The organism is Clostridium sp. AM29-11AC (genome assembly GCF_003480545.1).
Lineage (GTDB): Bacteria > Bacillota > Clostridia > Lachnospirales > Lachnospiraceae > Otoolea > Otoolea saccharolyticum_A.
The window spans coordinates 90,636-115,667 of record NZ_QUJI01000006.1 but is presented as its reverse complement, the minus strand read 5'-3'; the positions used below and the strand labels follow the sequence as shown (position 1 = coordinate 115,667).

Below are 25,032 nucleotides of genomic sequence, written 5' to 3'. Positions count from 1 at the left end.
TCCTCCTTTTTCGGATTGTTTCTAATTAAGTACGCGGGAATCGTCCTTTTTCGTTTGCATTTTAACAAAAACTTGGTATAATATTTAGCAGGAAATATTCCCGAGAGGGAAGTATCTCATAAATATTTCACATTTAATAGGAGGAATATTCACATGGCAAGAAAAATGAAGACCATGGATGGTAACCATGCAGCAGCTCATGCTTCCTATGCATATACAGATGTTGCAGCCATCTATCCGATTACCCCTTCTTCTCCTATGGCAGAAGCCACAGACGAGTGGGCAACAGACGGAAGGACAAATATCTTCGGACAGAAGGTACAGATCACTGAGATGCAGTCTGAAGCCGGTGCAGCAGGCGCTGTACATGGTTCTCTGGTAGCAGGCGCTCTGACCACTACCTACACAGCTTCCCAGGGACTTTTACTGATGATCCCGAACCTGTACAAGATTGCAGGAGAGCAGCTTCCGGGTGTATTTAATGTTTCTGCGCGTGCCGTTGCCACTCATGCATTAAATATTTTCGGCGATCATTCTGATATCTACGCCTGTCGTCAGACTGGATGCGCTATGCTGTGCGAGTCCAGCGTGCAGGAGGTTATGGACTTAACACCGGTTGCACATCTGGCAGCTATCAAGGGCAAGGTTCCGTTTATCAACTTCTTCGACGGATTCCGTACATCCCACGAGATCCAGAAGATCGAGACATGGGATTATGAGGATCTGAAGGATATGGCTGATATGGATGCTATCGACGAGTTCAGAAAGAACGCGTTAAATCCAAACCATCCATGCCAGAAAGGCTCTGCTCAGAACCCGGATATCTTCTTCCAGGTAAGAGAGGCCTGCAACCCGTACTATGAGGCTCTTCCGGCTATTGTTCAGGAGTACATGGACAAGGTTAACGAGAAGATCGGAACAGACTACAAGCTGTTCAACTACTACGGAGCACCGGATGCAGAGCACATCATCGTTGCCATGGGTTCCGTAAACGATACAATCGAGGAGACCATCGACTACCTGTTAAAGCAGGGACAGAAGGTGGGTGTTGTGAAGGTTCGTCTGTACAGACCATTCTGCACAGAGGCATTCATCAATGCAATTCCTGATACAGTTAAAAAGATCTCCGTTCTCGACAGAACAAAGGAGCCAGGTTCTCTCGGCGAACCGCTGTACCTGGATGTAGTTGCTGCCTTAAGAGGAAGCAAGTTCGGCGATGTGGAGATCTTCACAGGACGCTACGGCTTAGGTTCCAAAGATACAACTCCGGCTCAGATCGTAGCTGTATACAACAACACAGAGAAGCCGAAATTCACAATCGGTATTGTGGATGACGTTACAAACCTTTCTCTGGAACTGGGTGAGCCCCTTGTTACAACTCCAGAGGGAACCATCAACTGCAAGTTCTGGGGACTTGGAGCAGACGGTACTGTAGGCGCTAACAAGAACTCCATCAAGATCATCGGCGACAACACAGACATGTACGCTCAGGCTTACTTTGACTATGATTCCAAGAAGTCCGGCGGTATCACCATGTCCCACCTGCGCTTCGGCCATTCTCCGATTAAGTCTACCTATCTGATTCGCCGTGCCAACTTCGTAGCATGCCACAACCCGGCATACGTACGCAAGTACAACATGGTTCAGGAGCTGGTTGACGGCGGTACATTCCTGTTAAACTGCCCATGGGATATGGAAGGCCTTGAGAAGCACCTTCCGGGACAGGTTAAGAGATACATTGCCGAGCACCATATCAAGTTCTACACCATCGACGGTGTGAAGCTGGGTATCGAGACAGGCATGGGCCCGACACGTATCAACACAATCCTTCAGTCTGCATTCTTCAAGCTGGCTGATATCATCCCGGCTGACAAGGCAAACGAGCTGATGAAGGCTGCTGCAAAGGCAACCTACGGCCGCAAGGGTGAGGACGTTGTTATGAAGAACTGGGCAGCCATCGACGCAGGCGCTCAGCACGTGGTAGAGGTTCAGGTTCCGGAGAGCTGGAAAAACTGCGAGGACGAGGGACTGGATATGACTCACGCTACATCCGGACGCGAGGATGTTGTGAAGTTCGTCAACACCGTTCAGGCAGCTGTAAACGCTCAGGAAGGAAACAACCTGCCTGTATCCGCATTCGTAGACTATGTAGACGGTTCCACACCATCCGGTTCCTCTGCATATGAGAAGCGCGGTATCGCTGTAAATGTTCCGACATGGAATCCGGACAACTGTATCCAGTGTAACTTCTGTTCCTATGTCTGCCCGCACGCTGTTATCCGTCCAATCGCCATGACAGACGCTGAGCTTGCAGCAGCTCCGGAGGGAACAAAGGCTCTTCCGATGACAGGTATGCCGGAGTACAAGTTCGCCATGACAATCTCCGCTCTTGACTGTACAGGATGCGGTTCCTGTGCAAATGTCTGCCCAGGAAAGAAGGGTGAGAAGGCCCTCACCATGAGCGCTCTGGACGCTAACCTCGGCGAGCAGAAGGTATTCGATTACGGCCAGACTCTGGACATCAAGGAAGATGTTATCGCCAAGTTCAAGGAGACAACAGTAAAGGGAAGCCAGTTCAAGCAGCCTCTTTTAGAGTTCTCCGGCGCATGTGCAGGATGTGGAGAGACACCGTACGCGAAGTTAATTACACAGCTCTTCGGTGACAGAATGTATATCTCCAACGCGACAGGATGTTCCTCTATCTGGGGTAACTCTTCACCGTCCACACCATACACAGTAAACAAGCAGGGACGCGGTCCGGCCTGGGACAACTCTCTGTTCGAGGACAACGCTGAGTTTGGTTACGGTATGTTATTAGCTCAGAACGCAATCCGTGACGGATTAAAGACAAAGGTTGAGGGCATCGTTGCAGGCGCTGAGGCTTCCGAGGAAGTGAAGGCTGCATGCAGGGAGTGGCTTGACACCTACAACGTAGGCGCATTAAACGGCGCTGCTACAGATAAGATGGTAGCCGCTTTAGAGGGAATTGACTGCCCGGTTTGCAAGGAGATCGTAAAGAACAAAGATTTCCTCGGCAAGAAGTCCCAGTGGGTATTCGGCGGTGACGGATGGGCTTACGATATCGGATTCGGCGGTGTTGACCACGTTCTCGCTTCCGGCAAGGACATCAACATCATGGTATTCGATACAGAGGTTTACTCCAACACAGGCGGACAGTCCTCCAAGGCTACACCAACAGGTGCTGTGGCACAGTTCGCAGCAGGCGGAAAGGATGTTAAGAAGAAGGATCTGGCTTCTATCGCTATGAGCTACGGCTATGTATACGTAGCACAGATCTCCATGGGTGCTGACTACAACCAGACTGTAAAGGCTCTGGCTGAGGCTGAGGCATATCCGGGACCATCCTTAATTATCGCTTACGCTCCATGTATCAACCATGGTATCAAGAAGGGTATGAGCAAGGCTCAGACAGAGGAGAAGCTGGCTGTAGAGTGCGGTTACTGGCACAACTTCCGCTTCAACCCGGCTGCTGAGAAGAAGTTCTCCTTAGACAGCAAGGCTCCGACAGGAGACTACCAGGAGTTCTTAAAGGGCGAGGTTCGTTACGCATCTCTGGCTCTGAAGAATCCGGAGAGAGCAAAAGAGCTGTCTGCAAAGAACGAGGAAGAGGCAAAGGCAAGATACTCTTACCTGACCAAGCTCGTTACACTGTACGGAAACGACTAATTAAAAGGGTACGTTCAATCAATATCAGATTTAAGCTGCCGGCGGGGGATTTTTCCTCCGCCGGTTTGCATACAGAATCCTTATCCATACAGCTTAGCCTTGCAGAATCCTGCAAAAGATTCTGCAAAAAAACTTTGCAAAATCCTGTTATCTGTGAGACAATGAAAGTGCCAGGACGAGAGCAGGATTTTCTGTTTCGAGTCTGTGCATTGCTGCTGCCAGCCCGGTCTGCATTTTTTCTGAATTTTTTTCTGTTCCTGAACCTCTTTTCTTCAACATTCAGCAATTTTTCAACAGTTTTTTATCTCTGGCAATTTCTTATTTTACGAATCTTATCATTTTCACTGATTTCTTAATTTTTCATTGATTTCTTTTTATGACGTTCCATTCTATTATCTATAACAGAAGTTTCCATGCCGGGAAGCCTCCAGACCGAGAAGGTTTCGAATGGATTGTCTGGCAAATCGATCATTCAGTTTCAGAGGCCCGCATCACATCACGGCGGGGGAAGGGAGTATGTATTTTGTTCAGCAAGACAGTGAGCTGCGGCATACGCGGCGTAGAGGGGTATCTGGTTGCCATTGAGACGGATATGAGCAGCGGGATTCCGTCGTTCAACATGGTGGGTTACCTGTCAGAGGAGGTGAGAGAGGCGCAGGAGAGGGTGAGAACTGCCCTGAGAAATTCCGGTGTGCTTCTGCCGCCCAGGAGAATTACGGTGAATCTGTCACCGGCAGGAGTCAGAAAGGAGGGAACAGCCTTTGATCTGGCCATAGCGGCCTCAGTGCTGTGCTGCCTGGAGGAGGAACTTGAAAAGACGGCCTCAGGAGCCGTATTTCTGGGTGAGCTCGGCCTGAACGGGGAGGTGAAGCCGGTCAATGGGATTCTCCCGCGGGTCTACTGTGCCAGGCAGGCGGGGTTCTCCCGCTGCTTTGTGCCGGAGAGGAATGTGAGAGAGGGAACTGTGGTGGAGGGAATAGAGATCGTGGGAGTTTCCAGTCTCGGCGGCCTTGCGGAGCTTCTGCGCAGGCCGGAGAACATCCGCGGGCAGTGGTTCTCCAGGGAAGTGTTTGAAAAGGAGGAAGAGACGGGGGAGGAGGCCTTCCCTGATTATGCAGATATATGCGGGCAGATTACGGTAAAGCGCGCCATGGAGATGGCTGCGGCGGGAAAGCACAGCTGCCTGCTCATCGGCCCTGCCGGAACAGGAAAGACCATGGCGGCCAAACGGCTCCCCTCAATTCTTCCTGCTGTAACCTTTGAGGAGGCCATAGAGGTATCGAAGGTGTACAGTATCTGCGGCCTGCTGCCGGAGGAGCTTCCTCTTATGACCCGCAGGCCGTTTCGGGCGCCTCACCACAGCGTCACGGCCCAGTCCCTAGCCGGAGGCGGAAGAAATCCCAGGCCCGGGGAGATCTCTCTGGCTTCGGGAGGCGTCCTGTTTCTCGATGAGCTGACGGAATTTCCGGCAAGGATTCTGGATCTGCTGAGGCAGCCTCTGGAGGAGAGACGGATTACTGTGTCTAGGCTGAATGGAAGCGTGGAGTTTCCGGCAGATTTTATGCTGGTCTGCGCCATGAACCCATGCCGCTGCGGCCATTATCCGGACAAGAGCCGCTGTACCTGCACGGAAGCGCAGATCAGAAGGTATCTGAGCAGGGTGTCTGGGCCGTTTCTCGATCGGATTGATCTGGGAGTGGAGGTGCCTGCCGTGTCCTACAGCGATCTGCGGGGGCAGGACGGCGCGAAACAGAAGGAGGCGGAGGAATGTTCAGCCTCAATGAAAAAACGCGTGGAAAGAGCCAGAAACATGCAGAAGGAGCGCTTCAAGGGCATGGCCATCCGGTTTAACAGTGAGATGGGGCCTGCGGAAACAGAAGAATTCTGCCGACTCAGGCCGGAGGATGAAAAATTCCTTCAGGCTGTATACAGAAGCTACGGCTTCAGCGCGAGGGGGCTTGAGAAGATACTCAAGGCGGCCCGCACAGCCGCTGATCTGGATGGAGAGAGGCAGATTGGACGCGTGCATCTGAGCGAGGCTGTGTCCTACAGGAGCTTTGAAAAAAGATATTGGGGGTTTCGGAAATGACAGAAAAGGAATATCTCTACTGGCTGTGCCATGTGCCAGGGCTGAGGGCCGAAAAAATGGAGCGCCTCCTGAATGAGACGGGAGGATTCAGAAGCATATATTATATGAAGGAACAGGAGCTTAAGGCCTGTCACTTCCTGACGGCCAGAGAGAGGGGAGCGATCCTTTCAGAAAAAAGGAATCTGGAGTCCTGCACAGAAGAATATCATAGGCTCAGGGAGAGGGGAATAGACTTTATCACAATCTACGACAGCGGCTATCCTGAGCGGCTCAGAGAGCTTCCGGGCATGCCTCTGGGGCTGTTCGTAAAGGGAAGGCTGCCGGAGGATCAGAGGCCTTCGGCAGCTGTCATAGGAGCGAGGGGATGCAGCTACTATGGAAGGGAGGAGGCCAGGTACCTGTCCAGAGAGCTGGCCAGAGCGGGAGTTCAGGTGGTGAGCGGACTGGCTCTGGGAATCGACGGGGCAGGGCATGGGGGAGCGCTGGAGGCAGGCGGGGACACTTACGGGATTCTCGGCTGCGGGATCGACATCTGCTATCCGAGAGAGCATACGGAGCTGGCTGAGCGGATAGGGCTGCAGGGTGGGCTGATCACGGAGTTTGTGCCGAAAACACCGCCGTACCCCGCCAATTTTCCCATGAGAAACAGGATTATCAGCGGCCTTTCCGATCTGGTGATCGTGGTGGAGGCCAGGAAAAGGAGCGGTTCCCTGATTACGGCAGGTCTGGCTCTGGAGCAGGGCAGGGATGTGTTTGCAGTTCCAGGACGCGTTACCGATCCCTTAAGCGCCGGCTGCAATGAGCTAATACAGTCCGGCGCCGGGCTTCTCATGACGCCGGAGGATGTGCTGAGCCTTCTGGGCATGAAAAGTGAAAAAAACGGGAAGATTATGAAAAAAACTGAAAATGGTCTTGTCAAGAACGAGAAAATGGTGTATAGTTGCCTAGATTTACAACCGAAGCATCTGGAACAGATTGTGACGGAGAGCGGGCTGCCTGCCGGGGAATGTACGGCAGTCCTTTTAAAACTGGAACTGGACGGATTCGCCGTCCAGACATCAAACCAGTATTACGTTAGGAAATTCAGGTAGGAGTTGGCTATGGCTAAAAATTTGGTAATTGTGGAGTCACCGGCAAAGGTGAAGACGATCAAGAAATTTCTCGGTTCAAATTATGAGGTGGACGCTTCCAACGGGCATGTGAGGGATATGCCCAAAAGCCAGATGGGGATTGACATTGAACATGGCTATGAACCGAAATATATTACCATCCGGGGCAAGGGGGACATTCTGGCAAAGCTCAGAAAAGAAGTAAAAAAAGCAGACAAGATTTATCTGGCTACTGACCCTGATCGGGAGGGAGAGGCGATTTCCTGGCATCTTTCCAAGGCCCTGAAGCTGGAGGACTGCAAAGATAAGAAGGTATACAGGATTACATTCAATGAGATCACGAAAAATGCCGTAAAGGCGGCTTTAAAGACGCCGAGGGCGATTGATATGAACCTGGTGGACGCCCAGCAGGCAAGACGCGTTCTGGACCGCATGATCGGCTATCGGATCAGCCCGCTTCTCTGGGCGAAGGTAAAGAGAGGGCTGAGTGCGGGCCGCGTGCAGTCAGTGGCGCTGCGCATGATCTGCGACAGGGAGGAAGAGATCAGCTCCTTTATCCCGGAGGAATACTGGAATCTGGAAGCAAAACTCAAGGCAAAAGGCTCAAAGAAAAAGCTGACAGCCAAATTTTACGGAACCAGGGAGGGCCGTATGGCCATCCACAAAAAAGAGGAGCTGGAAGCTGTCACAGCAGCTCTTGAGGGAGCCCAGTATACGGTGGATGAAGTAAAGACAGGGGAGAGAGTGAAGAAGGCTCCGATCCCGTTTACCACCAGCACGCTTCAGCAGGAGGCGTCCAAGACCCTTAATTTCTCCACCCAGAAAACCATGAGGCTTGCCCAGCAGCTTTACGAGGGCGTGGATATTGAGGGAAAGGGAACCATAGGACTTATCACCTATCTGCGTACAGACTCCACCCGTGTCGCCGAGGAGGCCGACAAGACAGCCAGGGAGTTTATCGAAGAGAAATATGGAAAACAGTATGTATCCACAGAGGAAGCGGTGAAAAAGGGAGGAGCCAAGATTCAGGACGCCCACGAGGCTATCCGTCCCACAGACATCTCCCTGACTCCTGCCGTGGTGAAGGAATCTCTGGCGAGGGATCTGTTCCGCCTGTACCAGCTGATCTGGAAGCGGTTTGCGGCCAGCCGGATGCAGGCTGCCGTGTATGAGACCACATCCGTCCGCGTGGCAGCCGGGTATGCAGGCGGAGAATACCTTTTTACTCTGTCTGCCTCCAAGCTGAAATTTGACGGCTTTATGTCTGTCTACGTGCAGGAGGATGAGAAGGAGGAGAGCACAGTCCTCTCAGAAAAGCTGGAGAAAGGCGATGTGCTTGCATGCGAGGATCTTGAGAGCAGTCAGCATTTTACTCAGCCGCCGGCCCACTACACAGAGGCATCTCTGGTAAAGGCTCTTGAGGAGCAGGGGATTGGCCGCCCCAGTACCTATGCGCCGACGATCACAACCATCCTTGCAAGGCGGTATGTGGTGAAGGAGAATAAAAACCTCTATGTGACAGAGTTAGGCGAAGTAGTCAACCGCATGATGAAGAAGGCGTTTCCGAGCATTGTGGACACTGCCTTTACCGCCAATATGGAGTACCTGCTGGACCGGATCGGGGACGGCACGGTACAGTGGAAAACGGTTATTGAGAACTTCTATCCCGATTTGGAGGAGGCGGTGAAGGAGGCGGAAAAGAAGCTGGAGGCAGTGAAGATCGCTGATGAGGTCAGCGATGTGCCCTGTGACCTGTGCGGCCGGATGATGGTCATCAAATACGGTCCTCATGGGAAATTTCTGGCTTGCCCGGGCTTCCCGGAGTGCCGGAATACCAAGCCTTACCTGGAAAAGATTGGGGTCGCCTGTCCAAAGTGCGGAAAGGAGATTGTGATCCGCAAGACAAAGAAGGGCAGAAAGTATTACGGATGTGAGAATAACCCGGAGTGCGACTTCATGTCATGGCAGAAGCCCTCTGCTGAGCGCTGCCCGGAGTGCGGCGGTCTGATGGTGGAGAAGGGCAACAAACTCCTGTGCACCAATAAGGAGTGCGGCTATGTAAAGACCAAGGAAAACAGACAGCAGCAGGAATAGATGATCGGCAGGCAGGTTCCCTGAACGGTACCTGCCTGTTTTGTGCCGAAGAAGCCAAAGCGCTGCAGCAGACAGCCCTGGTATGGAGGAGCCGCCAGGGGAGGGCGGAGATATTTTAAACTGAGAGTTGAAAGCCACTTCGTTGATTGTTCAGAATGCTGTAAAGAAGAAAATGACCTGTGAAACATCTGCAGCTATACCAGCTACTAAAAAAAACTATTAAGAAAGTTGAAAAAACCAGAAAAACTCTTGTTATTAAAACAAAATCGTGTTACAATTTATTTGAGCAAGCAATAATTTTAAAATACTATGATTAAGAAAAGGAGGTAACTGGTAATGAGCGTTCAGTTGTTGGACAAAACAAGGAAAATTAACAAATTATTGCATAACAATCATTCACACAAGGTGGTATTCAACGACATCTGTGAAGTTCTCAGTGAGATTCTTCACTCGAATATTCTTGTCATCAGCAAGAAGGGAAAGGTTCTCGGAGTGGCTATCTGCCCGGGGATTGATGAGATCGAGGAGCTGATTGAGGATCAGGTAGGCGGCTTTGTTGACCATATGTTAAACGAGCGTCTTTTGAATGTATTGTCGACAAAAGAAAATGTGAATCTGGCAACTCTAGGCTTTGCAGAGGAAAACGTAAAGAAATATCAGGCGATTATCACGCCAATCGACATGTCGGGAGAGCGTCTGGGAACCCTGTTCATCTATAAGTCAGATGAGCAGTATGATATCGACGACATTATCCTGAGCGAGTACGGCACCACCGTAGTGGGCCTGGAGATGATGCGTTCCGTAAACGAGGAGAATGCTGAGGAGACAAGGAAGATTCAGATTGTTAAATCCGCCATCAGCACCTTATCCTTCTCTGAGCTTGAGGCAATCACACACATTTTCGATGAACTGGAAGGCAACGAGGGAATCCTGGTTGCAAGCAAGATTGCAGACAGAGTGGGAATTACAAGATCCGTAATCGTAAACGCGCTGCGCAAGTTTGAGAGCGCCGGCGTTATTGAGTCTCGTTCTTCCGGAATGAAGGGAACCTATATCAAGGTGCTTAACGATGTTGTATTTGATGAGCTGAAAGCCCTGAAGGCTGAGAACAAGTAAAACCAGTTATTCATCAGTATTTATTTTTGAGAAACAGTTTCAGTATAAAGGCCCCGGATGGAGGCCGGACGATTTGCCGGCCGGATGCATCAGGGGCCTTTAACTGTTCTGAAACCTGGCCGCAGCCTGGAAAGAGTCCTCACAGAGTATCAGGAAAGCTACTCTACGGTCACGGATTTTGCCAGATTTCTCGGCTTATCCACATCAAGTCCTCTGCCGAGAGATACATAGTAGGCAAAAAGCTGCAGAGGAATGATGGCCAGAGAGTTGGTGAAATAGCGGTTGGTATCCGGCACATGGATTGTATAGTCGGCCACCTGCTCAATCGCTGTATTATCCTCATTGGCCAGAGCCATGACGAAAGCTCCCCTTGTCTTGACTTCCACGATATTGCTTACAGTCTTCGGATAGAGGTGTGCCTGGGTCGCCAGAGCAACCACCAGGGTACCGTCCTCGATCAGCGAAATGGTTCCGTGCTTCAGCTCCCCGGCGGCGTAGGCCTCAGAGTGAATGTAGGAGATTTCCTTCAGTTTCAGCGACCCCTCCAGAGAGATGGCATAGTCGATTCCGCGTCCGATAAAGAAAATGTGATCCGCAGCCAGGTAACGGTTTGCAAAGCGCTGAACCAGCTCCCTGTCCTTCAGAATCTCCTCCATCTGTTCCGGCAGCTTCAGGAGAGCATCGATGTACTCCGTGTATTCTTCGGGGGAGATGGTCTTTCTGACTTCTGCAAAGCGGAGAGCCAGGAGATAGAAGGCGGCCAGCTGGGCGCTGTAGGCCTTGGTGGTGGCTACAGAGATTTCCGGGCCTGCCCAGGTGTACATGACATTGTCAGCCTCTCTGGCAATGGAGCTTCCCACCACATTGACGATTCCCAGGACCCGCTGCCCGTTTTCATGGGCCTCCCTGAGAGCGGCCAGAGAGTCGGCAGTTTCGCCGGACTGGCTGACAACGACGACAAGGGTGCCCTCCTCGAAGATGGGGTTGCGGTAGCGGAACTCGGAAGCCAAATCTACCTCTACCGGGATGCGGGAAATACCCTCAAACACGTATTTCGCTGTGACGCCTGTGTGATAGGCGGAGCCGCAGGCCACGATCATAATTTTCCGGATGCGGGCGATCTCTTCGTCCGTCATGCCAAGCTCCTCTATGACTACCCTGCCGTCTCTGATGCGGGGAGTCAGGGTGTCGCGGACTGCTTTTGGCTGCTCATAGATCTCCTTCAGCATGAAATGCTCATAGCCGCCTTTTTCAGCTGCGTCAATATCCCACTCGATGGTCACAGGCTCCTTGGAGAGCTCCTCCTCGTCCATGTTAAAAAACCGGATTCCCTCCCTGGAGAGAACGGCGATCTCCTCGTTTTCCATATAGTAGACGCTTCTGGTATACTGGAGGATGGCCGGCACATCGGAGGCGATGAAATTTCCCTCTTCACTGCCTCCTACAATCAGAGGGCTGTCTTTTCTGGCGGCAAATATCTGCTCCGGGAAATCTCTGAACAGAATGCCCAGGGCATAGGAGCCTTCTACCTTCTGCATGACTTTTGTCAGGGCGGCCAGAGGGTTTCCTGCACACTTCCCTTTATAATAATAGTCGAGAAGGTGGGCCAGCACCTCTGTATCCGTCTCAGACAGGAATTCATAGCCGCGGCCGATGAGAGTCTGTTTCAGCTTGGCATAATTTTCGATAATTCCATTGTGCACCACCACAATGGAGCCGTCTCTGTTGAAATGGGGGTGGGCATTTACATCGGAGGGGCTTCCGTGTGTGGCCCAGCGCGTGTGGCCGATGCCTGAAAGGCCGGGAAGGGTTTCGCCGTCGCGGGTCAGTTCCCTTAAGCGGTTTAAACGCCCGGTTACCTTTTCCATCACAATCTGTTCTCCGTTGTAGACGGCAATGCCTGCCGAATCATATCCCCTGTATTCCAGCTTGGAAAGTCCGTTCAGTAAAATAGGAGCGGCAGGCCTGCTGCCGATATAGCCAACGATTCCGCACATAGTTTCAATACTCCTTTATTTCAAGTCTTATAAATCCGCAGTCTGTCGGGCCGGCGCCTGGGCGAAAGGGAAACAGGCAGCGCCATTTGCGAAAGCTCAGACAGTGCAGCCTGGACTGCCGGACTGTTTGTCGTCGGGCTGGTAAGCCTCTCTGGTAACAGATTATAGGGGAATCACTTTTAGTGTCAATGAATTTCAGAAAATATTAAGAAAATAAAACAATTTTTTTTCGGCGTTTGTCTGAAAGGTGAGAAATCAGCCGTGTCCCGCAGATAAAATGCTATAATCTTACAAAGTCACCCGGAAATTGTTGCTTTACTTCTTGACAAATTCTGGAAACCAGTGTAAGATAAAACAGTAATAATTACTAAAATAAAATATTTTAAACGGAGGGATTACCATGGAATTAAAGGGAAGCAAGACAGAACAGAACTTACAGACTGCATTTGCAGGTGAGTCACAGGCAAGAAACAAATATACATATTTCGCAAGTGTTGCAAAGAAGGAAGGCTATGAGCAGATTGCAGCCATCTTTGAGCAGACAGCCAACAATGAGAAGGAACATGCGAAGATGTGGTTTAAGGAACTCCACGGAATCGGCTCCACACCGGAGAACTTAAAGTCAGCTGCAGAGGGCGAGAACTATGAGTGGACAGACATGTACGCAACCTTTGCCAAGGAGGCAGAGGAGGAGGGCTTTACAGCTCTGGCTGCCAAGTTCAGAATGGTGGCTGAGATTGAGAAGACCCATGAGGAGAGATACTTAAAGCTCTTAAACAATGTTGAGATGCAGAAAGTATTTGAGAAGTCCGAGGAGACCATGTGGGAGTGCAGAAACTGCGGTCATCTTGTCATCGGAAAGAAGGCTCCGGAGGTATGTCCGGTATGTGCTCATCCACAGAGCTTCTTTGAAGTACGCAAGGAGAATTACTAAATAAGAACTGTCGATAAGAACTGCCGATGAAGGCGCCGGGTATGATGCAGGTTCTTATCTGTTCCGTCTGCTGAGGCTGTACAGAAATTGCAGGAGTTCAGCCATGTATCTTCTTGTCCGCTTGCAGCGGACAAGAAGCGCTGAGCGTTTGTTCTATGAAGATTCGGGCAGGAAAATTTTTATGAAAGCACGCTTTCAACGCATTTTCCTGCCCGAATCCTCGTATGGCTGAATTGTTACCAGGAATTGTCTGAAAATAAAAAAACAGTTGACAAATCGGACAGAAAGGATTAAGATAATCACAACTTAAGCAGGAAACTGCATTTGAAAAAAGGAAAATTCAAAAGAGAATCCTAGAAAAGGCAGTGAAGAGAAGAGTAGCAGGCTGATGCTTTCACAGAGAGTTCCCGTTTGGTGTGAGGGAATAAAGACAGGCATGTGAAGATGGTCTTAGAGCCGCACGGTCGAAGATTTTAGACCGCGACGGGAGCGCCCGTTACAGCGACAGAGTATAATCCGTTACGGCGGACGTACTTGATAAGGCCTGGCTGTGTGAGCAGCAGGTGAAATTAGGTGGTACCACGGGAGCAGTTGCCCTCGTCCTGATAGCAATATCAGGGCGGGGGTTTTTTGGTTTTCTGAGAGACAAAAAGCCTGAAGGGCAGGAGACCAATGAGGCAAAACAGAAGCTGTTTCCCAAGCGGCCTGTGCAGAGATTTGTTTGAGAGAGGAAAGGATGAGAGTCAATGATTCAGTTAGAGCATGTCAGCAAGACCTTTACCGCGTCTGCGGGAGACGTTCATGCGGTAAAGGACGTGAATCTTCAGATAGAGGAGGGGGAAATCTTCGGCATTATCGGTTTTTCGGGAGCGGGAAAATCGACGCTGGTGCGGTGCATCAATCTCCTTGAGCGCCCCACTCAGGGAAGGGTATTTGTGGACGGCGAGGAGCTGACGGCCATGGACTTAAAGCGCCTGCGCCAGGTGAGAAGAAAAATCGGAATGATTTTCCAGCATTTTAATCTCCTGCGCTCCAGAACCGTCTACCAGAATATTGCATTCCCCCTGAAAAAGAGCAGTCTTTCCAAGACGGAGAAGGATAAGAAGATTTTGGAACTCCTGGATCTGGTAGGGCTTTCCGACAAGCGCGACGCCTATCCGTCTCAGCTTTCCGGAGGCCAGAAGCAGAGGGTGGCCATCGCCAGAGCCCTTGCAAACGATCCGAAGGTGCTTTTGTGTGACGAGGCCACCAGCGCCCTGGATCCGCAGACGACCCAGTCGATTTTAAAGCTGCTTAAGCAGGTCAATGAAAAGCTAGGAATCACCATCGTCCTTATCACCCATGAGATGGCTGTGGTGAAGGACATCTGTGACAGAGTGGCTGTGATGGAGAGAGGCTCTGTGGTGGAGGAAGGAGACACGGTTTCCGTGTTCAGCCATCCCAAGGAGGAGATGACGAAAAACTTCATCGACACGGCAAACAGTCTCTCAAAGATCCATGAGCTGATTGCGGAGGGACACAGCCTGACGGAGCTTAACCCGGGAGACAAGATGGTGCTTCTTACATACTCCGGCGGGAATGCAGGGGAGCCGCTTATCTCGGCGATTTCCAGTAAGTTCGGGGTGAGCGCCAATATTATTTACGGAAACATTGACTATCTGAAGGGAAAGCCTCTCGGAAAACTGGTTGTCACCCTGTCAGGCGAAGAAGCGTCCATGAAGGATGCCATTGCATATATCCGCTCCCTGGGAGTAGAAATGGAGGTAATTAAGGAATGAGTTTTATTTACACCATAGCGCCGCACCTGGAAACGCTGGGCGGGGAGCTGATTACGAGTCTGTTTCAGACATTTCAGATGATTCTTGTATCGGGAGTGTTCGCCTTTTTCCTGGGAATTTTCTTCGGCGTGCTGCTGATCGCGACGAAGAGAGGAGGAATCATGCAGAATGTCGTGCTGTACCGGATTATTGACAAGGCCATTGACGTGATCCGCTCCATCCCTTTTATCATCCTGATGGTACTCTTGATTCCGGTGAGCCGGGCGATCGTGGGAACCGGCTCGGGAGTGAAGGGCGCCTATGTGGCTCTGATTGTGGGAACTGTCCCCTTCTTTGCAAGGCAGATCGAGTCAGTTCTGGCTGATGTGGATCGCGGGCTTATTGAGGCCAGCGAGGCCATGGGATTTTCACCGGTGGAGATGATTTTCAGCGTTTACTTAAAAGAGAGTATTCCCGGCATCACCCGCGTGACTATGATTACTTTTGTCAGTCTGGTGGGAATCACGGCCATGGCCGGAGCCATCGGAGCCGGAGGCCTCGGAGACTTCGCCATCCGCTACGGCTATCAGATGGGGTACACGGATATGAGCTGGGTGACGGTGATCATTATTCTCATTATTATCAGTGTGATCCAGTTTGTGGGAAATGTGATAATCAAGAAAACTACCCACTGATGCAGGACGATTCAAGATTTTTCCTTCCGCTTTTTTAGAAAAGTTCTATGGGCGGGGAAGAGATAAAGAAATTCAGAAGAGAGAAAAGGAGAATGATTATGAAAAAGACTTGGAAAAAGACAGCAGCAGTATTGACAGTGGCAGCAGCTGCATTTGCCCTCTACGGATGCTCCGGAAGCGGAAGCGCGGACACGGCGAACAAGGGCTCAGAGAGCGCAGGGGCAGAAAAGAGCGCCGAAGAGCCTACTGTAGTGGAGATCGGTGTGGTTGGAGAGTATAACGCTCAGTGGGATACGGTCAACGAGCTTCTGGCTCCGGAGAACATCCAGGTAAAGCTGGTAAAATTCACCGACTATGCGGCTCCCAACCGGGCTCTTGCCGACGGCGAGATTGACCTGAATGCCTTCCAGACCAAGACCTATCTGGAAACAGATATGGCTCAGAAGGGATACGATCTGACGGCAATCGGAGATACTATCATCGCTCCGTTAGCCATCTATAATAATAAGGATAAGGTTTCCTCCATTGAGGACATCAAGGACGGAGATACCATTGCCATTCCAAATGATCTGACAAACGGAGGAAGAGCCTTAAAGCTTTTAGAGCAGGCCGGACTCATTGAGTGCGATCCGGAGAAGGGCTTTGTTCCCACAAAGGCCGATATCACAAAGTACAACGTGCAGATCGAGATCATGGAGGCTGAGTCCGCTACCCTGGCAAATATCCTTCCGGACTGCGCAGCAGCCATCATCAACGGCGGAAATGCTTACACGGCAGGACTGAATCCGACTACAGACTCTATCTTCACAGAGGACGTAAATCCAGATACAAATACACAGGTTCCGGAGCTGGTCAATGTTATTGCAGCCCGCACAGAGGACAAGGATAACGAGGTGTATAAAAAGATCGTGGAGGCTTACCAGTCTCCTGAGGTAGAAAAGACCATCGAGGAGGCCTACCAGGGAGCTTTCCTGTGTGCATGGGAAGGCGCCGGAGAGGCTGACGCTCCTGAGTCAGAGGGAGCAGAGAGCCCGGAGACAGAGGCAGAAGCAGAGTAATTATTGTAAGAAGTAAGAAAAAAGATTTTTAGAAGAAAGATTTTTAATAGGAGGCAGATGAGAGCAGTTTCATCTGCCTCTCTCTGAAAAGAAAAGGCGAAGCAGACTGATAAAGAGAAAAAGAGCAAAGCTGAAAAAGGCAAAGAAAGCCAAAAAGAGCAGGCAAACTGCAGAAGAAAAACTGCAGGCCAGCCGGAAAACAGCCTGAAATGGAGGGAAAGACAGTGGCAGTTAAGGAATATGTATCACGGGAGAGAGAGTATCTCATCGGAATGAGGCGGTATTTTCACGCCCACCCGGAGGTCAGCTTAAAAGAGTACAATACCTGCCGGAAAATAGAGGAGGAGCTTGACAAGATGGCGGTTCCCCATGAGAGGGTGGGAGAGACGGGAGTTTATGCCTGGATAGACGGGAAAAAGGCAGAAGATGATTTCACAGGAGAAGCTTCAGGCAGGGGAAAGAGAATCGTGGCCCTGAGGGCTGACATTGACGCCCTGGCCATGGAGGATCTGAAGGATGTGGCCTACCGCTCGGTGAACGAGGGCGTCTGCCATGCCTGCGGCCACGACGGACATACGGCCACTCTGCTGACTGCCGCCAAAATTCTGAAGGAAAAGGAAGCAGAATTTTCCGGGCAGGTACGGCTGTTTTTCCAGCAGGCGGAGGAGATCGGCGCCGGCGCCCGCCAGTTTGTAAACGCAGGGCTGTTGGAAGGCGTTTCAAGAGTCTTTGGCGCCCATGTGGCGAGCGGGCTGGACAGCGGAAAAGTTGCCCTGACAGCAGGCCCTCAGAACGCCAGCTGCGACTATTTTAAGATCAGCGTAACAGGAAAGGGCGCCCATGTCTCCACCCCTCAGCTGGGAATTGATGCAGCCTACATCGCCTCCCAGATTGTGGTAAACCTTCAGAGCATTGTTGCAAGAAGCACGAATCCTCTGGAGACAGTGGTGGTAGGCGTCGGCGTGGTGAGGGCCGGAACCCAGTACAACATCGTAGCGGAACATGCTGAGATCGAGGGAACAACCAGAAGCTTCCTCCCCGAGGTGAGAGAGTTTACGAACAGAAGGGTGAGGGAGATTGCAGAGCAGACCGCCAGGATGTATGGGGCCCAGGTTCAGGTGGAATTTAAAGATTTTGCAGCTCCCCTGGTCAATGATGAGGAGGCAGTCAGAGAGGTGACAGAGGTTGCCGGGAAACTGACAGACGGAGAAAATATAGTGGCAAACTATCCGAAGGCGCTGCAGGCAGACGATTTTGCAGACTATCTGGCCGCTGCCAGGGGAATGTACGCCTTCATTGGAACGAGAAACAGCGAAAAGCCCGGAAGCGGGGTAGCCCACCATCACGGGCTGTTTGACATGGATGAGGAAGCACTGCTCCTGTCCTGCAACCTGTATGTGGACTATGCGCTGTGGGTGCTTGGAGCACACGGCAGTCAGGAAGAGATATAAGCCGGTCCGAAGCGCTGTCATGATTTGCTGTGGTGCTGCAGCCGGCTCCTGATACAGAACAAAACGGTATCAAACGGTGTATTGTGATACAGAAGCCCAGGCATTTAAAATAAAAGTCAGGGGAACTGAAAATCAAAAGGAATTTGAATGATTTTGAAAATTCATTCTGCAGCGTCCCCGAGTAAAAGAGACAGGAGGACAAAATGCCTGACAGAGAAAAACTGTATCCCAGAACCGGGGATACACAGACCATTTATCTGAAAAATGCCATTACCCATCCGAACATCACAGTGGGCAGCTATACCATGTATCATGATTTCGTCCACCCTCCGGCAGATTTTCAGAAAAACAACGTATTGTACCACTATCCGGTTAATGGCGACCGGCTGTCAATCGGAAAATTCTGCTCGATCGCCTGCGGAGCAAAGTTTCTTTTTAACAGTGCAAACCATACAATGCGATCGCTGTCATCCTATCCGTTTCCGCTCTTTTTTGAGGAGTGGGAGCTGGAAAAAACAAGGGTTTCCGAGGCGTGGGACAATAAGGGAGATATTGTAATCGGAAATGATGTCTGGATTGGGTATGAGGCGGTAATCCTGGCTGGTGTCACCATTGGAGACGGAGCTGTAATCGGAGCCCGTGCTGTTGTGACAAAAGATGTGGCGCCCTACACAGTGGTGGGAGGAGTGCCGGCAAGGCCTATTAAGAAAAGATTCTCAGACGGGACGATCCAGAGGCTGCTGGAGCTTAGATGGTGGGACTGGCCGGAAGAACGGATCAGAGAAAACCTGGAGGCGATTCAGCGGGGATGGGTCTGGAAGCTGTAACAGGCAGAGGGTTTGCGGAGTATAAGGCGTCTGTCCCCAGAGAACATTCAGGACTGCTTCGCCTTTTCTGCCAGCTCCAGCACATCACCGATGGTGACAATCGTTTCAAACTCTGACTCGTCTATCTGAAAGCCCAGGCGCTCCTCTGCCTGTGTGAGAAAGTAGACGATCAGAAAAGAGTCCAGCCCCAGATCCTCAATGAGGGAGGCGGAGGGGGTGACAGCGGCGTCGGTGTATTCGCTCAGGATTTCCTGAAGCAGTCTGAGTGGTTCCATAGATACATGCTCCTTTCCGGTTCCCCTGCGCAGGCAGGAGAGTATTTTTCCGAGAGTATTTTTTCTTTTCGGCTTTTGGTTCAATGATAGCGTGACACGCCGGAAAAAGCAAGGAAAAAGGTGAAAAAAGAACAATGTGAGCAATGGTGTTTCAGCAAATTCCAAAGTGTGAAAGAAATTTGTGAAAAAATAAAAAATCGTTGGCCGGATTTTCAATATTCTCCCATTTCACAAAAATTCCCCTCGCGCAATCCCACATTCTGTGGTACAATAGCCCTAAGTGGGCAGATATACAAAAAACTGCACGCCGGATTTTCTTTCGCAGGCCTTTGCCTTCGTCAGAACTCCGGCTTTGCGTTTGGTCTTATGCTGCCCTCACAAACAAGAGAAAACAGGGAGAACAGACTTATGGAAATGAAACGCGTATTACTCAAGTTAAGCGGTGAAGCCCTGGCAGGTGAGAAAAAGACAGGCTTTGACGAGGACACGGTCAAGGAAGTGGCCAGGCAGGTAAAACTGGCTGTGGATGCCGGTACAGAGGTGGGCGTTGTCATCGGAGGAGGAAACTTCTGGAGAGGACGCCAGAGCAATGCCATCGACCGCACCAAGGCAGATCAGATCGGTATGCTTGCCACTGTGATGAACTGTATTTACGTTTCCGAAATTTTCAGAAGCACGGGTATGGAAACGGAGATTCTCACGCCTTTCGCCTGTGGCTCTATGACAAAGCTCTTCTCCAAGGACAGAGCGAATAAATATTTCAGGCAGGGCAAGGTAGTGTTCTTTGCAGGCGGAACAGGCCATCCGTATTTCTCCACTGACACAGGAGTGGCTCTGAAAGCCATCGAGATGGAGGCGGACTGCATTCTTCTTGCGAAGGCCATCGACGGCGTATATGACAGCGATCCGAAGATCAACCCGAATGCGAAAAAGTATGATACAATCACCATCCAGGAGGTGATTGACAAGCAGCTGGCTGTAGTGGATCTGACGGCTTCCATCATGTGCATGGAGAACCATGTTCCCATGGCAGTGTTCAGCTTAAATGAAAAGGACGGCATTGCAAATGCGATGCAGGGGAAAATAAACGGTACAGTAGTTACCGCATAACAGGAGGATTTTTTTATGCAGGAGAAAATGAAGATATTTGAGGAAAAGATGGACAAGTCCTATGACGCGCTGCTGAATGAATTCAGCTCTATCCGCGCCGGACGTGCAAACCCCCACGTTTTGGATAAGCTGAGAGTCGACTACTATGGAGCCCCGACACCTCTTCAGCAGGTGGCTAATATCTCTGTTCCGGAGCCGAGGATGATTCAGATTCAGCCATGGGAGAAAAGCCTGGTGAAGGCCATTGAGAAGGCGATTCTCACCTCTGACCTGGGTATCAATCCCACCAACGACGGCTCTGTGATCCGCCTGATTTTCCCGGAGCTTACCGAGGAGCGCAGAAAAGAGCTGGCCAAGGATGTAAAGAAGAAGGGTGAGGGCGCAAAGGTGGCAGTCAGAAATATCCGCCGCGATGCCAACGACACCTTCAAGAAGATGGAGAAGGCCAACGAGATTTCCGAGGACGACTTATCTGATGCAGAGGAGAAGATCCAGAAGATGACAGATAAGATGATCGATAAGATTGATAAGGCTGTTGAGACTAAGACAAAAGAGATTATGACAGTTTAATATGGGGGGCAGGTTCGCCTGCCCCTTATTTGTGCTGACAGAAGAATGGATTCAGAACGAGTGAAACCTTCTGCCGGCAGATGCTTCGGGGATAAGACAGCCATCTATCTGGTGTTTTGCCCCGTTTTTGCTGGAGGTTATATATGGAAACTGATATTTCAAAACTGGTAATACCGAGACATGTTGCCCTGATCCTGGATGGAAACGGCCGATGGGCCAAAAAGAGAGGGCTTCCGCGGACTGCCGGACATAAACAGGGATGTGTGACAGTGGAGAAAACGGTTGAGGATGCAGCCAGACTAGGCATTGACTATCTGACTGTATACGGTTTTTCCACGGAAAACTGGAAGCGCTCTGTAGAAGAGGTGGGCGCCCTGATGCAGCTGTTCCGCTACTACCTGAAGCGGCTTCTGAAGATTGCCAGGGTCAACAATGTCCGGGTAAAGATGATCGGAGACAGAACAAGGTTTGATCAGGATATTATCGAAGGCATAGACAGGCTGGAAAGAGAGACAGCGGACAATACGGGCATGACCTTTGTGATTGCCGTAAATTATGGCGGCCGCGATGAGATCAGAAGAGCAGTGAAGCAGATGATGAGGGATGCTAAGAGCGGTATTCTTGATCCGGATGCGGTGACAGAGGATACGGTTGCTTCCTATTTAGATACAGCAGGAATTCCCGATCCGGATCTGTTAATCCGAACCAGCGGGGAGATCCGGCTTTCCAACTATCTGCTCTGGCAGCTGGCATACAGCGAGATTTACATTACAGACTGCCTGTGGCCGGATTTTAACCGGGAGGAATTAGTAAAAGCTATTGCCCAGTATAATACGAGAGAGAGGCGGTTTGGCGGCGCCAAATAGCGAGGGGGGAATTTGTCATGTTTACAACCAGACTTGTGAGCGGAATTGTGCTGGTGATTCTGGCAGTCCTGATCGTGGGAACTGGCGGCGCGCTTCTGTTTGCTGTGACGGCGGCGCTCTCCCTGATTGGTATGTTTGAGCTTTACCGTGTGGTGGAGATCGAGAAAAAGGCGCCGGGTATTGCGGGCTATGCAGCCGGAATTTTTTACTATGCCCTTCTTTGGTTTCACCGGGAAAACTATGTGGTGCTGATGGCGATTGCAGCTCTGATGATTTTAATGGCCATCTATGTGATTACGTTTCCCCACTACAGAACGGAGCAGGTGACAGTGGCATTTTTCGGTATTTTCTATCTGGCTGTAATGCTGTCCTACCTGTATCAGGTGCGGGCAATGACAGACGGAAAGTATCTGGTATGGCTGATCGTGCTGAGTTCCTGGGGCTGCGATACCTGCGCCTACTGTGTGGGCATGCTGTTTGGAAAACACAAGCTGACGCCTCTTTTAAGCCCGAAAAAGACGGTGGAGGGAGCTGTCGGCGGTGTCCTGGGAGCTGCCCTGCTGGGACTGATTTTCGGAGCGGTGTTTGGTTCCAGGATGGCGGAGATTGTCAATCCGCCTGCAGCCTGCGCCATCGCCTGCGCCATCTCGGCTGTGATCTCACAGATCGGAGATCTGGCTGCCTCTGCCATCAAGAGGAACCACAATGTAAAGGACTACGGCCATCTGATTCCGGGACACGGAGGCGTGCTCGACCGGTTTGACAGTATGATCTTTACCGCCCCAGCCATTTTCTTCGCCCTGACCTTTCTGGGGTAATGTCCCTGAGCGGAGGGGCGTTCAGGACGGCGGCCCGGGCGGAAGAGAAGCAGCGGAGGGAAGCAGGAGAAAGAAAGCAGGAAAAGAAAGCAGGCGGAAGAGAACAGGCAGGATAAGACCGGAGAATGCAGCCTGAGATGTATGTGGAATGAAGAAACCAGGGAAGATGAAATATACGGAGGAAGACATGAAAAAAATTGCAGTTCTGGGTTCCACCGGCTCTATTGGAACGCAGACATTAGAAGTGGTGCGCACGAATAAGGATATAGAGGTAACTGCCCTGGCGGCAGGGAGAAATGTGGAGCTTCTGGAACAGCAGATCAGGGAGTTCCGGCCCAAACTGGCCGCCGTATGGGAGGAGGAGGCAGCGGGAAGGCTGCGTGAGTCTGTGAGGGACCTGGATGTGAAGATTGTGTCCGGGATGGACGGTCTGATCGAGGTATGCACAGAACCGTCGGCTGAGATTGTGGTGACAGCCATTGTGGGAATGCTCGGAATCCGGCCCACCATCGCTGCCATGGAGGCAGGGAAGGACATTGCCCTGGCCAACAAGGAAACACTTGTGACGGCCGGACATCTGATTATGCCTCTTGCGGAAAAAATGGGAGTCAGGATCCTGCCGGTGGACAGTGAGCACAGCGCTGTGTTCCAGTGCCTGAACGGAGAGGGAGGCAGCCGGATTCACAAGATTCTTCTGACTGCATCCGGCGGACCTTTCAGAGGCAGAACCAGGGAGCAGATGAGACAGATTCAGGTGGAGGACGCGCTGAAGCATCCCAACTGGACCATGGGCAGAAAGATTACCATCGACAGCTCCACCATGGTAAATAAGGGACTTGAGGTGATGGAGGCGAAATGGCTGTTTGGCGTGACAATGGATCAGGTGCAGGTGGTCGTTCAGCCCCAGAGCGTCATCCACTCGATGGTAGAATTTGAGGACGGCGCAGTAATTGCCCAGCTTGGAACTCCGGACATGAAGCTGCCCATTCAGTATGCGCTCTACTATCCTGAGCGAAGATTCCTGCCTGGCGAAAGGTTAGATTTCACAAAATTTGGGCAGATTACCTTTGAGGCTCCCGACTATGAAAACTTCAGAGGGCTTGCCCTGGCAAGAGAGGCCGGCGTGAGGGGCGGTTCCCTTCCCACTGTGTTTAATGCTGCCAATGAGCTGGCAGTTGCCAGGTTTTTAGACAGAAAAATCAGTTATCTTGCCATCACTGACATGATAGAGGCTGCCATGAGACAGCATAAGGTGATTGACAACCCCTCCGTGGATGAAATCCTTGCGGCGGAGCAGGAAACTTACGATTATCTGAACAGCTGTAACTTTTAGGAGAAGCGGATAAGAAAATAGAATTTGAGAGAGCAGGTGATAGATTGTTGAGTTTGCTTGCAGCAATTCTGGTATTTGGCATAATTATTCTTTTCCACGAGTTTGGACATTTCCTGTTTGCAAAGCTTGGCGGCATCTGTGTCCTGGAATTTTCCCTGGGCATGGGGCCGAGGCTTTTGAGCTTCAAACGGGGCGATACCAGATATTCGCTGAAACTGCTGCCCTTTGGCGGCTCCTGCATGATGCTGGGGGAGGATGAGGATCCCGAGAGCATGAGCATGGATGAAAAGGCCCAAAAAGACATCAGGAAAAAAAGTGAGGCCCTGGCTTCTTTTGGGGAGGAACCTTCCGAGCCCCTTCAGGCTGTCCTGGAGAGCCGCAGGAATCCGTCAGAGCCGCCTGTCCGCTATGGACCGGACGGCACACCTGTCAGAGGGCTGGCCTTTCACGAGGCGTCTGTGCTGGCGCGTTTTCTGACGATTGCGGCGGGACCTGTGTTTAATTTCATCCTCGCTCTGGCCTGCGGTATCGCTGTGGTGGCCTATGCAGGCTGTCAGCCTCCGGAGATCGGAGCGGTGCAGGAGGGATCCCCTGCCGCCGAGGCGGGCCTTCAGCCGGGTGACGTAATCACGAGAATTAACGGAAAGCGGATAAACCTGTACCAGGAAGTTGCAATGCAGAACACCTTCCATCCGGGAGAGCCCATGGAACTGGAGTACAAAAGAGAGGGAGAGCTTTACCGGACAAATGTGACCCCTGCCTATTCAGAGGAGGCGGGCGGCTATCTGATGGGAATTGTAAGCGCCTATCCCAGAGCGCCTGAGTCTGTGTTTGAGGCGCTGCAGTACAGTTTCTACGAGTTTCGCTACATTATAGACTTAACCTTTAAGAGCCTTCAGATGCTGGTAACCGGCCAGGTATCCAGAGAAGATGTGGCCGGCCCGGTGGGAATCGTGGTTATGATCGATAAGACGGTGGAGGCAAGCAGCAGCTATGGCCTTCTGAATGTTCTGATGAACCTGATCAACATGAGCCTGCTGCTGAGCGCCAACCTGGGAATCATGAATCTGCTTCCCATCCCGGCCCTGGACGGAGGCCGTCTGGTGTTCATCCTGATAGAAGCCCTCCGCGGCCGCCCTGTAGATCCCGAAAAAGAAGGCATGATCCACATGGCTGGAATGGCCGTTCTGATGGTTCTGATGGTCGTGATCCTGTTTAATGACATCATAAACGTACTTTAACGGGC

At 51.2% G+C, this 25,032-nt stretch carries 19 protein-coding genes and 1 other annotated feature; of the genes, 17 read left to right on the top strand and 2 right to left on the bottom strand.

What is annotated here, in order from left to right; genetic code table 11:
• The first annotated feature begins 153 nt into the window (after nt 1–153).
• The 5 genes from nifJ to codY all read left to right on the top strand — a co-directional run bounded on the left by nifJ (nt 154) and on the right by codY (nt 10,095).
• Nucleotides 154–3,687 carry a pyruvate:ferredoxin (flavodoxin) oxidoreductase gene (gene nifJ / locus DW757_RS06785; protein ID WP_008398464.1) on the top strand — a complete coding sequence of 1,178 codons (3,534 nt, stop codon included), beginning with the start codon at nt 154–156 and terminating at the stop codon, nt 3,685–3,687.
• A gap of 523 nt (nt 3,688–4,210) precedes the next feature.
• Nucleotides 4,211–5,776: a YifB family Mg chelatase-like AAA ATPase gene (locus tag DW757_RS06780; protein ID WP_118751333.1), complete on the top strand. Its 1,566-nt coding sequence runs from the start codon at nt 4,211–4,213 to the stop codon at nt 5,774–5,776.
• Nucleotides 5,773–6,867 (top strand): DNA-processing protein DprA, encoded by a 1,095-nt coding sequence (dprA, locus tag DW757_RS06775; RefSeq protein ID WP_087384406.1) that lies wholly within the window; start codon nt 5,773–5,775, stop codon nt 6,865–6,867. Before DW757_RS06780 ends, dprA begins: the two co-directional genes overlap by 4 nt.
• Nucleotides 6,868–6,876: 9 nt before the next feature.
• A complete protein-coding gene (topA, locus tag DW757_RS06770) occupies nt 6,877–8,979 on the top strand; it encodes a type I DNA topoisomerase (RefSeq protein WP_118751332.1) in 2,103 nt (700 codons plus the stop codon).
• 336 nt (nt 8,980–9,315) lie between these two features.
• Complete coding sequence (codY, locus tag DW757_RS06765; RefSeq protein ID WP_008398458.1) at nt 9,316–10,095, top strand: GTP-sensing pleiotropic transcriptional regulator CodY; 780 nt, start codon at nt 9,316–9,318, stop codon at nt 10,093–10,095.
• Between the two features lie 158 nt (nt 10,096–10,253).
• On the opposite strand, the gene glmS is transcribed toward codY, so the two are convergent.
• Complete coding sequence (glmS, locus tag DW757_RS06760; RefSeq protein ID WP_118751331.1) at nt 10,254–12,092, bottom strand: glutamine--fructose-6-phosphate transaminase (isomerizing); 1,839 nt, start codon at nt 12,090–12,092, stop codon at nt 10,254–10,256.
• A 400-nt stretch (nt 12,093–12,492) separates the two neighbouring features.
• Here glmS and rbr point away from each other — a divergent pair, with 400 nt between their 5' ends.
• The 6 genes from rbr to DW757_RS06730 all read left to right on the top strand — a co-directional run bounded on the left by rbr (nt 12,493) and on the right by DW757_RS06730 (nt 18,814).
• Entirely contained in the window at nt 12,493–13,026 is a 534-nt protein-coding gene (gene rbr, locus DW757_RS06755) for a rubrerythrin (RefSeq protein ID WP_008398455.1), read from the top strand.
• Between the two features lie 356 nt (nt 13,027–13,382).
• Nucleotides 13,383–13,634 (top strand) — a binding site (T-box leader).
• A 138-nt stretch (nt 13,635–13,772) separates the two neighbouring features.
• Entirely contained in the window at nt 13,773–14,804 is a 1,032-nt protein-coding gene (locus DW757_RS06750) for a methionine ABC transporter ATP-binding protein (RefSeq protein ID WP_118751330.1), read from the top strand.
• Entirely contained in the window at nt 14,801–15,478 is a 678-nt protein-coding gene (locus tag DW757_RS06745; RefSeq protein WP_118751329.1) for a methionine ABC transporter permease, read from the top strand. The genes DW757_RS06750 and DW757_RS06745 overlap by 4 nt, the downstream gene beginning before the upstream one ends.
• Nucleotides 15,479–15,576: 98 nt before the next feature.
• A complete protein-coding gene (locus DW757_RS06740; RefSeq protein WP_118751363.1) occupies nt 15,577–16,536 on the top strand; it encodes a MetQ/NlpA family ABC transporter substrate-binding protein in 960 nt (319 codons plus the stop codon).
• Between the two features lie 224 nt (nt 16,537–16,760).
• Entirely contained in the window at nt 16,761–17,987 is a 1,227-nt protein-coding gene (locus tag DW757_RS06735) for an amidohydrolase (RefSeq protein WP_021966470.1), read from the top strand.
• 203 nt (nt 17,988–18,190) lie between these two features.
• A complete protein-coding gene (locus DW757_RS06730; protein ID WP_015574109.1) occupies nt 18,191–18,814 on the top strand; it encodes a CatB-related O-acetyltransferase in 624 nt (207 codons plus the stop codon).
• A gap of 47 nt (nt 18,815–18,861) precedes the next feature.
• On the opposite strand, the gene DW757_RS06725 is transcribed toward DW757_RS06730, so the two are convergent.
• Nucleotides 18,862–19,089 carry a phosphopantetheine-binding protein gene (locus DW757_RS06725; protein WP_008398444.1) on the bottom strand — a complete coding sequence of 76 codons (228 nt, stop codon included), beginning with the start codon at nt 19,087–19,089 and terminating at the stop codon, nt 18,862–18,864.
• A gap of 408 nt (nt 19,090–19,497) precedes the next feature.
• Between DW757_RS06725 and pyrH the strand changes: the two genes are divergently transcribed.
• The 6 genes from pyrH to rseP all read left to right on the top strand — a co-directional run bounded on the left by pyrH (nt 19,498) and on the right by rseP (nt 25,027).
• The gene (gene pyrH / locus DW757_RS06720; RefSeq protein ID WP_118751328.1) at nt 19,498–20,199 is read left to right on the top strand and encodes a UMP kinase; all 702 of its coding nucleotides are present in this window, start codon (nt 19,498–19,500) and stop codon (nt 20,197–20,199) included.
• 15 nt (nt 20,200–20,214) lie between these two features.
• A complete protein-coding gene (gene frr / locus DW757_RS06715) occupies nt 20,215–20,769 on the top strand; it encodes a ribosome recycling factor (protein WP_008398406.1) in 555 nt (184 codons plus the stop codon).
• Nucleotides 20,770–20,912: 143 nt separating this feature from the next.
• Nucleotides 20,913–21,635 carry an isoprenyl transferase gene (locus tag DW757_RS06710; RefSeq protein ID WP_008398403.1) on the top strand — a complete coding sequence of 241 codons (723 nt, stop codon included), beginning with the start codon at nt 20,913–20,915 and terminating at the stop codon, nt 21,633–21,635.
• Nucleotides 21,636–21,652: 17 nt separating this feature from the next.
• The gene (locus DW757_RS06705; RefSeq protein WP_008398401.1) at nt 21,653–22,453 is read left to right on the top strand and encodes a phosphatidate cytidylyltransferase; all 801 of its coding nucleotides are present in this window, start codon (nt 21,653–21,655) and stop codon (nt 22,451–22,453) included.
• 187 nt (nt 22,454–22,640) lie between these two features.
• Nucleotides 22,641–23,786: a 1-deoxy-D-xylulose-5-phosphate reductoisomerase gene (locus tag DW757_RS06700; RefSeq protein ID WP_118751362.1), complete on the top strand. Its 1,146-nt coding sequence runs from the start codon at nt 22,641–22,643 to the stop codon at nt 23,784–23,786.
• A 47-nt stretch (nt 23,787–23,833) separates the two neighbouring features.
• Complete coding sequence (gene rseP, locus DW757_RS06695) at nt 23,834–25,027, top strand: RIP metalloprotease RseP (protein WP_243033465.1); 1,194 nt, start codon at nt 23,834–23,836, stop codon at nt 25,025–25,027.
• Nucleotides 25,028–25,032 lie beyond the last annotated feature (5 nt).